This window comes from Chitinophaga sp. GbtcB8 (genome assembly GCF_019091455.1).
Lineage (GTDB): Bacteria > Bacteroidota > Bacteroidia > Chitinophagales > Chitinophagaceae > Chitinophaga.
Window position 1 is genome coordinate 21,560 of sequence record NZ_JAGXJN010000057.1, and the last position, 11,031, is coordinate 32,590.

Genomic DNA, 11,031 nt, shown 5'->3' on the forward strand with positions numbered 1-11,031 from the left:
TTAGCTGTTAGCCTCTAGCTGTTGGCTATTGGCAAATATGTTTCCTCAACTATTTCAAAGCTATTGGCCGATCGCTAACTGCTAACGGCCAATAGCTAAAAGCTTTATTCAAACTTCAGGTCCAGACCCAGACCACGCAGCTCATGGATCAATACGTTAAAGGATTCAGGCACACCGGCTTTCGGTATGTTGTCGCCCTTAACAATGGCTTCATAAGCTTTTGCACGGCCTACAATGTCATCAGATTTAATAGTGAGCAGTTCCTGCAGGATGTTGGATGCACCGTATGCTTCCAAAGCCCACACTTCCATTTCACCAAAACGCTGACCACCGAATTGTGCCTTACCACCCAACGGCTGTTGAGTAATTAAGCTGTAGGGGCCTATAGAACGGGCGTGCATCTTATCATCTACCATGTGGCTTAATTTCAGCATGTAGATCACGCCTACGGTAGCTTTCTGGTGGAAACGCTCGCCGGTTTCACCGTCGTGCAGGTAAGTATGGCCAAAGCTGGGCAATGCAGCCTTGGTAATAAATTCAGCTATTTCTTCTGTAGTGGCGCCGTCAAAGATGGGGGTTGCAAAACGCACACCCAGCTTCAGACCGGCCCAGCCTAATACGGTTTCATAGATCTGACCCAGGTTCATACGGGAAGGTACGCCCAGCGGGTTCAGTACAATGTCTACCGGAGTACCGTCGTTCAGGAACGGCATGTCTTCATCACGCACGATCTTGGCTACAATACCCTTGTTACCGTGGCGGCCCGCCATCTTATCACCCACTTTCAGCTTACGCTTGCTGGCCAGGTATACTTTCGCCAGTTTCAGCACGCCTGCAGGCAGCTCATCACCAATTGAAATGTTGAACTTTTCACGTTTGTAACGGCCCAGCTCTTCATTGTACTTGATGTTGTAGTTATGCAGCAGCCAGTTGATCTGGTCGTTGGTAGTATCATCGGTGGTCCAGCCCAGCGGGTTTACATTCTGGAAGTCCACGTTAGCCAGGTTCTTCTGGGAGAACTTGGAGCCTTTGGAGATCAGCACTTCACCGTAGGTGTTGGTGATACCGGCAGAGGTTTTATCCTTCAGCAGTACGAGCAGCTTGCTCATCAGCACTTCCAGCAGGTCTTCCTCGTTCTTCTGGTGAACTTTTTCCAGTTTTTCCAGCGCCGCTTTTTCACGGGTCTTGGAGTTCTTATCTTTTTTGGCGCGGCTGAACAATTTCTTGTCAATTACCACACCTTCTGTGCTCGGGGGCGCTTTCAGGGAAGCGTCTTTCGCATCCGATGCTTTATCACCAAAGATGGCGCGTAGCAGCTTTTCTTCCGGAGAAGGATCAGATTCACCGCGGGGGGTGATCTTACCGATCAGGATATCGCCTTCTTTAATATGGGCGCCTACACGGATAATACCGTTCTGATCCAGGTCTTTGGTAGCTTCTTCGCTCACGTTCGGGATATCCGGCGTCAGCTCTTCTTCACCCAGCTTGGTATCACGTACTTCCAGCTCATATTCATCAATGTGGATGGAAGTGAACAGGTCTTCACGTGCCACACGCTCAGAGATCACGATGGCATCCTCAAAGTTGTAACCTTTCCAGGGCATGAACGCCACTTTCAGGTTACGGCCCAGGGCCAGCTCACCGCCACGGGTAGCATAACCTTCGGTCAGGAAGTCGCCTTCTGCCAGGTGCTGTCCTTTCTTAACGCAGGGGCGCAGGTTGATACAGGTGCTCTGGTTGGTTTTAACGAACTTGGTCAAACGATAGATCTTCAGATCGTCTTCAAAGCTCACCAGCTTCTGCATCTCGTCACGCTCGTAGCGTACATGTATTTCGTTGGCATCTACAAACTCTACCACGCCTTTACCTTCAGAAGTGATCTGCAGGCGGCTGTCGCGGGCTGCTTTCGCTTCCAGACCGGTACCTACAATAGGTACTTCCGGAGCGATCAGCGGTACGGCCTGACGTTGCATGTTCGATCCCATCAATGCACGGTTGGCATCATCATGTTCCAGGAAGGGGATCAGGGAGGCGCTCAAACCTACGATCTGGTTCGGAGCTACGTCCATGTATTCCACTTCTTCACGGTCCAGGATGGGGAAATCACCGGTTTCGCGGGATTTTACCTTATCATTTACAAAAGCGCCTTTCTCATCCAGCTCCGCATTGGCCTGGGCTATTTTCACCAGGTCTTCCTCTTCAGCGCTCAGGAATTGTACTTTGGTCATTTCTACCTTACCGTCTTTTACTTTACGGTAGGGCGTTTCAATGAAGCCCATATCATTTACCTTGGCGTGTACGCACAGGGTAGAGATCAGACCGATGTTGGGACCTTCCGGTGTTTCAATGGTACACAGGCGGCCGTAGTGGCTATAGTGTACGTCACGCACCTCAAAGCCGGCTCTTTCACGACTCAAACCGCCGGGGCCCAGCGCGGAGATACGACGCTTGTGCGTGATCTCAGACAGCGGGTTGGTCTGGTCAAGGAACTGTGACAGCTGGGAGGTACCAAAGAAGGAGTTGATCACGGAGGACAAGGTCCTGGCGTTGATCAGATCTACCGGGGTGAACACCTCATTGTCACGCACGTTCATACGTTCGCGGATGGTACGGGCCATACGGGCCAGACCAACGCCGAACTGGGCGTACAGCTGTTCGCCCACCGTACGTACACGGCGGTTGCTCAGGTGATCGATATCATCTATTTCAGCTTTACCATTGGTCAGTTGTACCAGGTATTTGATGATGGCAATGATATCTTCTTTGGTCAGTACCTTCATATCCAGGGGCGTGGGTAATCCCAGCTTCCTGTTGATCTTGTACCGGCCTACATCACCCAGGTCGTAACGTTTATCGGAAAAGAATAATTTATCAATGATGCCCCTTGCGGTTTCATCATCCGGCGCATCAGCACCGCGCAGCTGGCGGTAGATGTGCTGAACGGCTTCCAGCTCGGAGTTAGATGTGTCCTTGTTTAATGTATTGTAGATGATGGAGAAATCGCCGCTCACCTCTTCTTTCTGCACGAACACGCTTTTCACACCCATATCTACAATGGTTTCAATATTGGCTTCATCCAGGATGCTATCGCGTTCCAGCATGATCTCATTACGCTCAATACTTACTACCTCACCGGTGTCTTCATCCACAAAGTCTTCTACCCAGCTTCTTAACACACGGGCAGCCAGCTTTTTGCCGGCATATTTATCCAGACTTTTTTTGTCTGCTTTAACCTCATCCGCCATGCCGAAAAGCTGCAGGATGTCTTTATCTGTTTCGTAACCAATGGCACGTAACAGGGTGGTAACCGGGAATTTCTTCTTACGGTCTATATAGGCGTACATCACGTTATTGATGTCCGTAGCAAACTCCATCCAGGCGCCCTTGAACGGGATCACCCGGGCAGAGTAGATCTTTGTTCCGTTCGGATGTATGGATTGTCCAAAGAACACACCAGGTGAGCGATGCAGCTGGGATACAACCACGCGCTCAGCACCATTGATCACGAAAGTTCCTCTCGGGGTCATGTAAGGAATGTTCCCTAAGAACACGTCCTGTACAATGGTCTGGAAGTCTACGTGCTCCTCATCATTACAGCTCAGGCGCAGTTTGGCCTTCAGCGGTACGGAGTAGGTAAGCCCTCTTTCTATACACTCTTCAATCGTGTAACGCGGCGGATCTACGAAGTAGTCCAGGAACTCCAGATTAAAGATATTTCGTGTATCCGTAATCGGGAAGTTCTCTTTAAATACTTTAAAAAGGCCTTCGTTGTTCCGCTTATCTGGTGTGGTTTCTAACTGGAAGAAATCCTTGAAAGATTGAATTTGGATAGCCAACAGATCCGGTGTCTCAGTCACTTGTTTGATCTTTCCAAAATTAACTCTTTCGTTTGCTTGGGCTTGTTTTAGAGACATATTCGAAGTTAGCAGTTATATGACTTATAAAATTGTGAGCTAAATTTCACAACGTAAATCCTTGAAGTTAAGATTTCTTAGTCAATATACCATCAAAAGGTGCTAAAAAAGACAACTTTCCCAAAGGGATAAAGGCCAAAAGTGCTGGATGCACTTTTGACCTTAAATGAGGTATAATTAAGCAAAGAATTACTGAATCTCAACGTCAGCGCCTGCTTCAGTCAGCTTAGCTTTCAGATCTTCTGCCTCAGCCTTGTTAACGCCTTCTTTAACCGGTTTCGGTGCACCGTCTACCAGTTCTTTGGCTTCTTTCAGACCCAGACCAGTCAGATCTTTTACGATCTTAACTACGTTCAGCTTGCTGGCGCCAGCAGCTTTCAGAATAACGTTGAAGGAAGTTTTTTCTTCAGCAGCAGCAGCTCCGCCACCACCATCACCAGAAACTACTACTGCAGCAGCAGCAGGTTCAATGCCGTACTCAGATTTCAGTACGTCAGCCAGTTCTTGTACTTCCTTAACAGTTAAGCCTACTAATTGTTCGGCCAATGCTTTTACGTCTGCCATTTGTATAATGTTTTTGATAGTTTTTTTAAATGTTGTTTATAGAGTGACTTGGAAGCCTAATTTGTGAGCAGTTAGCTTTTAGCGCTTAGCTGTTAGCGTTGTGTTTTGCTAAAGGCTAATAGCTTTATTCTGCGGGCGCGCCTGCTTCTTCTTTCTTTGCTTTTTCCAGCAAAGCAGAAATTACGCGGCTGGCAGGTGACTGCAACAGGCCAATAACTTCGCCAATAAGCTCGTTCTTGGTTTTGATGCGTACCAGTGCAGCCAGCTGGCTATCGCCGCTGTAGATCTCTTCTGCTACGAATGCTGCTTTCAGAACCGGTTTATCACCATTGCTTTCTTTACGGAAAGTGGAGATGATCAAAGCGGGTTCTTTCGGGCTATCAGAAAACAGCAGGGCCGTTACACCGTTCAGTGCTTCGTATACACCTGCGTATTTTTCGTTGTCCAGTGATTCCAGCGCCTTGCGGATCAGGGTGTTCTTAGCCACCTTCATTTCCACCTGCTTGTCAAAGCACACCTTTCTTAACTTGTTCACCTGGGCTACGGATAATGATTCCGTATTGGTGATGTAAAAGTTGCTATATTGAGAGAACTTGCTTTTCAGCAGTTCAATCGCTTCATTTTTTTGATCTTTGTTCATTGCTTTTTGATTTGCATCCGTCAGGGAACGGATTAGATTTGAACAGATTTAGTATCTATGATGATGCCCGGGCTCATGGTGCTGGCCATAGATAACCCTCTCAGGTAAGTACCTTTTGCAGTGGACGGTTTCAGCCTTACGATAGCATTGATCAGCTCCTGGGAGTTCTGCTCAATTTTTTCGGGTGCAAAAGAAACACGGCCGATAGAAGCGTGGATGATACCAGCTTTATCTACTTTAAAGGTGATCTTACCGCCTTTTACCTCGTTCACAGCAGCTGCTACATCATTGGTAACAGTCCCTGTTTTCGGGTTCGGCATCAGGTTACGGGGGCCCAGGATCTTACCCAGCTTACCGATCTTAGGCATTACAGACGGGGTTGCAACGATTACGTCAACATCCGTCCAGCCAGCTTCGATCTTCTGGATAAATTCATCCAGCCCTACATGGTCAGCGCCGGCAGATCTTGCCTCGGCTTCTTTGTCCGGGGTGCAAAGCACCAGCACTCTTTTGGTCTTACCGGTACCGTGGGGAAGCGTTACAGAACCACGGATAGCCTGGTCAGCCTTCTTAGGATCAACGCCTAAGCGGATATGCAGATCAACAGAACTGTCGAACTTAGTACAGTTAATATCTTTTACAAGCGTAGAAGCATCCTTCAGGGTATAGACTTTGTTCTTGTCTACCTTTGAATTCGCCGCTTTTCTTTTTTTAGTTGCCATTTGTCAATGTTTTTGAATGGTTACTCCGTTAGAGCGGAGGTTTGACAGAATTAGTTTTCCCAGGGAGCTTTACCATCTACAGTGATACCCATACTGCGTGCAGTACCGGCTACCATGTTCATAGCACTTTCCAGCTTAAAGCAGTTCAGGTCGGACATTTTATCTTTAGCGATAGCCTCGATCTGTGTCCAGTTAACTTTACCTACTTTAACGCGGTTAGGCTCTTTGGAACCACTTTGCAACTTGGCAGCTTCCAGTAATTGTACTGCTGCGGGCGGCGTCTTAATAACAAAGTCGAAGGATTTGTCGGTGTACACGGTCAGCAATACAGGCAGCACCTTTCCCATTTTATCCTGGGTACGGGCGTTGAACTGTTTGCAGAACTCCATGATGTTCACACCTTTGGAACCTAAGGCAGGTCCGATTGGAGGTGCAGGGTTGGCTTGGCCGCCTTTTACCTGCAATTTCACGTACGTTGCAATCTCTTTTGCCATAAATGTGTGTTTTAATTTGGTGAAAACGTCCCGCGCAGGGCGGAACTCCCAAACTAAAAGGTGTTAAAATCTAACTGATTAATTAAATTTTGCCTTTTAAAGGGGATGCAAAGGTAGCTAATATAATTATTATGGCAAAAAGTTTTTGAAGTTGGGCACTCTTTTTGCTTAGGATATAAATTTTTTACAATTCTATTGCAATTCTCCACTTTTCGCCTCCCCAGAATTTTATTTTTCGTTTCCGTTACAGCTAACAAACCGGCTGCAAAAGTACAAAATATTCCCGGTTTATACCAGCCCTTCCCCAAACCACTTCATCACAGTGCTCCGCCGGCTCTGGCACAGCTGATTTTCAGTATCTTTAGTATAAATACCACCTTTATGAAATGTCTATTGTTAACAGCCACCCTGCTGGCCCTGCTGCTACACCATCCCGCGCAGGCACAATCCGCAGAGCAACAGGCTGCCCAAAAAGCATGGATGGATTATATGACCCCCACTGCTATGCATCAGATGCTGGCCAAATCAGACGGTGAATGGACCTTTACCATGAACTCCTGGATGGATCCCAATGCCGAACCCATGAAAAGCACCGGCAACGCAACCTATCACATGGTCCTTGGCGGCCGCTACCAGGAAATGCGCTGCACCGGCACTGTAATGGACATGCCTTTTGAAGGCATGGGCACCACCGGGTACGACAATGCCAAGAAGATGTTTGTGAGCTCCTGGGTTGATAATATGGGCACCGGCATGATGTACATGGAAGGCAAGTGGGACGAAGCCTCCAAAGCCGTTCACTTTACCGGCAAAATGTTAGACCCTGCTACCGGTAAGGATTGTGAAGTGAAAGAAATTTACAAGTGGGTAGATGACAACACCCAGCAAATGGAAATGTACACCGTAGTAAATGGTAAAGAAGTGAAGAACATGGAAATTACCTTTACACGGAAGTAACTGAGCATCTAAAATCTAAAAGTTAAATGCAGCGGCCATAAACCGCTGCATTTTTCATTATTAATTATTCATTCTTCAACGGCGGCGGCGCAGCCCTGAAGCTGCTCAGCACTTTGGGCAACAGGGGCAGCAAAGTGCTCAGGGTGGTTAACAGCACCAGCAGCTTCTTGGAAATATCTTCCTGCGTGGTAAAAATAAATAACCCCACCAGCGCTACTATCACCAGCAAAGGCGTACGGATAGATTCCCACAGGCTGCGGGCATTATACTGCTTGCGCAGCTCTGCCGATTCTGCAGTGTGGCGCTGCTCCAGCAGGAATTGCCGGAACACCGGGTCCCGGATCACGATCAGGCCATTGTAAATACCCAGGGCGCCTTCTGCTCCCAGCAGAGTGCTGATCTCCATGGCATTTTTATAGTTCAACAGCCCGTCTGCCGCCAGGTCCAGCAAAATGATCTTCTGGCTGCCGGAGAGCCGGTTCCACTTGCTTTTGAAAAACACGGCCCGCTGGTATTGCTGCTGTATCATGGCTTTGGTTTCCTCATCCGTAAAGGGCAGCGTGTTTTTTTCCAGTGTCTTATCCGGCTCAGCATCCCGGAAAATGCGTACAAAATCCAGCAGGAAAATGCGCGACACTGCGCTGCGGATCAAAAAAAGAATGCCGCCCAATAGTATCACTACCGCCAGTAACAATCCGGTAATATGCTGCCAGCCACTGAGGAACAGGTAACGTACCGGCGGCTGCGTAATGATCTGTATGGCCTGCACCCTATCCGGGTAGCTGCCGGGCGCCAGCCGGTAATGCAGCGCCAGCCCGCCCTTTTGCTGGTCCCAGTACCAGGCGCCGTCTGCTGCCTGCTGCAGTAACGGCAAACTGGCAGGATCCTCTTCATTATTCATATTTATTTGCCCTGACAGGCTGCTGTAATACAGCTCCGGTACATTCCGGATATTACCGGGCGGCTGGTCCCAGGGTTTTACCGGCATAATATGATCCCGGCCCGTGCTGTAAATACCCTGCTGCCAGCACCAGTGGGTATAATAACCCTTTATAGGCGCCCCTGTATTGCGGAAGTTCTTTACCAGCCCTAACAAAGCCGGCCTGCGTTTTTCCAGGCAACGGGCCATGCACAGCTGCTGCCTTTTCACCGACTGTACAATTTCACGGTTATGCGCATACCAGGTGAACACCGCCATGGGCATTACCCCCAGGCACAATGCCAGCAGTAATACAAACCAGCTGTAATGCATTAACGATACCGGCAACTGCGGCGCAGCAGCTGTAGCTTCATTGGCCTGCGGCCAGCCCCACATTACAGCCAGTATGAGCAGCAGCACACCCTGGAACAACCAGAAGGCAACCCCTCCCCCGCTTTGCCCAATAGCCAGCAGCCAGTATACAAACACGCTGTAGCCCAGCATCAGCAGCAGGTAGGCAACTATTTTCCAGGAGTGGCCCGGGCGCCCGGGTTGCGTGCAGGAATGATAGGCGTATAGTAATATGAGGATATTTAGTGGCGAGATGAGGCCCAGCGCAAAGGTTACATAATCATCAAACCACTTCCCAAACACGCCGCAGGTAAGCAGCACCACCAAATAGAGCACCAGGAACCATAAACCTTTGCGGTAAATGGCATCATCTGCCTCACGGGGAATGACCCAGATAAAACGCGCCGCCAGCGGATCACGATACAGCAGCGAACGTTTGGAAAAACCATGATGCAGCAGCAGCCAGCCGCACACCAGCAGGAAAGTAAAGGACGTGCACACCAGGGAAAACAGCAGTATGCGCAGGTTAACCGGCATTATATAACCATTATTATAAAACGTAAGCAGGTAAAAGGAACGGCCTGCTACCGGGTGCATAACCAGGCGTTGCGACAGCGGATGTATATATAAGGAGTGGGTTTTGCCATAACAGTGCACATTGTTCAAAGTAGTATCCTGCCGGCTGTTAATAGCATCCAGCAAAGGGCCGGCATCAGCGGCTTCGTTAAAAAAGTTCTCTTTCAGATTGCGGTCTGCTTCTGAATGAATGTATACCTTGCCCTTGTTGTCAATAATACAAAAGCCATAACCTGGTGGCATTACGATATTTAATAAGGAGTACATGTGAGCTGAAAAAGACACCAGCGCCATAGAATCTATACGGCTGCTTTCTACCAGGTTAATTACAAAATCGCCCCCGGACCAGCTATACACGGGATCCATCAGGGAAATGCTGGTATCTGTTCCATTGCCCGGCTGCTGCGCAAAAAATCGGTAATAGTCCCTTTCCTTTACGCTGATAAGGTACAGGCTGGATGTATCCGGCAGCTGTACACGAAAACGCTGCATGCCTGTTCTGCTCACCCAGTTAATGCGCTCAAAATTATAATAGGGTTGTCCGGATGGTGGCATGAGTGGAATTGCATAACGTGACTTTTTACTTCTTACCTGCACCACCAGTTTGTTGGTTGTTCGTATACTATCGCTATGCTGCAGCACACGCAGAAAAGAACTGTCAAAAAAGCGCATCTGCTGCCGCATCTGCCGCACTTCTCCTGTCATGCTCTGCTCAATCTGGCCGGAGAGGGTTCTTAATCCTGTATTGGCCATCATATATCCCCTGGCCAGCAGCAATACCTGTATCACGATCATGGTGATCACCGTAATCCCGCCAAAGATGGCCAGTGCCAGGTTTGCCAGGTCGCTGAACTTTACCTGCTCATAAGCTCCCATCAGGTATATTTTCAAAAAAGGCAGGCTAATGATGATGAGCAGCAGCACAATAATAAGCGGGTACACCAGGTATACCGGGATGCTGCCCAGGCGCTGGCGGTAGTCTGTGTTCTTTATTAAGCCACCCAGCACCAGGCGCTCCTGCCCCATCACAAACGGAAAGCAGAACAGCTTGTAGGAAATGCCCTGTATGCTGATATCTATGATCTGTGAAAAAGTAGTGCCACGGTAATGCATCAGCAAACTATCCGGCTGCACCTGGTTATCCAGCCCCAGGCGCTCATCATAATACACCATGGTGCCGGGGCCATGATCCAGCTTTAGCAGCAGGTAAGAGGTGAACAGCTCATGCCGGTAGCCAATAATGGGCTGTATCAGTTTCTCTACCGGTAGCACCAGTTTTATAGCCTCCTGCTTTTTAGGGATAATGTGGTATTCCAGCAGGTTGCCTTTAATGTAAGTGCCGGCCCGCGTGGTATCCGTATTCCGGCTAAAGCTGGCTCTTACCTGTTCCGGTAAGGCTTCCAGCGCCTTTTTCATGGTGGCGGTATCCTCTTTTGCCCTGGCATCACGGAACTCACCGTTCACCAGGTTAGTGTAAAGTTTCAGCAGGTCGCTGTTACGGCCTTTCATGTTCACGGAAATACCGCTCAGCACCTGGAAGGCGTACTGGTGCAGTCTTTGCCGGTTGCCCGGAATGTAATAGAAATAGTAGGTGGCAAAGGCGGTGCCCAGCACAAACAATATAACGATCACAATAAAGGTATTGCGCCGCTGGGGTAACAGCGATTTTAACGGGGCGGCCATATGTGACAGAATTTTTGGGGTTATGAATGTCCTTGGCTACGCTCTAAAAGTTGATATAACTGGTATAAAGATATGGTTTTTTGATGAGAGGTGTGACAGTACCGTTTGGGCTGCTTTATTTGTGAATGGAAAGATTGGTAGTATTACATAAAGTGTGTCAACGGGTTTAAAGATTCAGTTTTAATCGATCACTAAATATAATAGATAATTG

Annotated in this window: 7 protein-coding genes; 1 reads left to right on the plus strand and 6 read right to left on the minus strand. The window is 48.5% G+C overall.

Annotation, left to right across the window (positions count from 1 at the left end):
- Nucleotides 1–104: 104 nt before the first annotated feature.
- The 5 genes from rpoB to rplK all read right to left on the minus strand — a co-directional run bounded on the left by rpoB (nt 105) and on the right by rplK (nt 6,334).
- Nucleotides 105–3,914: a DNA-directed RNA polymerase subunit beta gene (gene rpoB / locus KVT36_RS29975; RefSeq protein WP_217607111.1), complete on the minus strand. Its 3,810-nt coding sequence runs from the start codon at nt 3,912–3,914 to the stop codon at nt 105–107.
- 189 nt (nt 3,915–4,103) lie between these two features.
- The gene (rplL, locus tag KVT36_RS29980) at nt 4,104–4,478 is read right to left on the minus strand and encodes a 50S ribosomal protein L7/L12 (RefSeq protein WP_217607112.1); all 375 of its coding nucleotides are present in this window, start codon (nt 4,476–4,478) and stop codon (nt 4,104–4,106) included.
- A 124-nt stretch (nt 4,479–4,602) separates the two neighbouring features.
- The gene (rplJ, locus tag KVT36_RS29985; protein WP_217607113.1) at nt 4,603–5,118 is read right to left on the minus strand and encodes a 50S ribosomal protein L10; all 516 of its coding nucleotides are present in this window, start codon (nt 5,116–5,118) and stop codon (nt 4,603–4,605) included.
- Nucleotides 5,119–5,150: 32 nt separating this feature from the next.
- Nucleotides 5,151–5,840, minus strand: coding sequence for a 50S ribosomal protein L1 (gene rplA / locus KVT36_RS29990; protein ID WP_217607114.1), 690 nt, complete (start codon nt 5,838–5,840; stop codon nt 5,151–5,153).
- A 50-nt stretch (nt 5,841–5,890) separates the two neighbouring features.
- On the minus strand, nt 5,891–6,334 hold the full coding sequence (gene rplK / locus KVT36_RS29995; RefSeq protein ID WP_217607115.1) for a 50S ribosomal protein L11: 444 nt from the start codon (nt 6,332–6,334) through the stop codon (nt 5,891–5,893).
- A 381-nt stretch (nt 6,335–6,715) separates the two neighbouring features.
- Here rplK and KVT36_RS30000 point away from each other — a divergent pair, with 381 nt between their 5' ends.
- Entirely contained in the window at nt 6,716–7,291 is a 576-nt protein-coding gene (locus KVT36_RS30000; protein WP_217607116.1) for a DUF1579 domain-containing protein, read from the plus strand.
- A 64-nt stretch (nt 7,292–7,355) separates the two neighbouring features.
- Here the strand turns inward: KVT36_RS30000 and KVT36_RS30005 are convergent, their stop codons facing one another.
- Nucleotides 7,356–10,820 (minus strand): hypothetical protein, encoded by a 3,465-nt coding sequence (locus KVT36_RS30005; RefSeq protein WP_217607117.1) that lies wholly within the window; start codon nt 10,818–10,820, stop codon nt 7,356–7,358.
- Nucleotides 10,821–11,031 lie beyond the last annotated feature (211 nt).

Excerpts from the sequence above, each read along its gene's own strand:
- rpoB (WP_217607111.1), bottom strand. The coding sequence starts at position 3,914 with ATGTCTCTAAAACAAGCCCAAGCAAACGAAAGAGTTAATTTTGGAAAG.
- rplL (WP_217607112.1), bottom strand. The coding sequence starts at position 4,478 with ATGGCAGACGTAAAAGCATTGGCCGAACAATTAGTAGGCTTAACTGTT.
- rplJ (WP_217607113.1), bottom strand. The coding sequence starts at position 5,118 with ATGAACAAAGATCAAAAAAATGAAGCGATTGAACTGCTGAAAAGCAAG.
- rplA (WP_217607114.1), bottom strand. The coding sequence starts at position 5,840 with ATGGCAACTAAAAAAAGAAAAGCGGCGAATTCAAAGGTAGACAAGAAC.
- rplK (WP_217607115.1), bottom strand. The coding sequence starts at position 6,334 with ATGGCAAAAGAGATTGCAACGTACGTGAAATTGCAGGTAAAAGGCGGC.
- KVT36_RS30000 (WP_217607116.1), top strand. The coding sequence starts at position 6,716 with ATGAAATGTCTATTGTTAACAGCCACCCTGCTGGCCCTGCTGCTACAC.
- KVT36_RS30005 (WP_217607117.1), bottom strand. The coding sequence starts at position 10,820 with ATGGCCGCCCCGTTAAAATCGCTGTTACCCCAGCGGCGCAATACCTTT.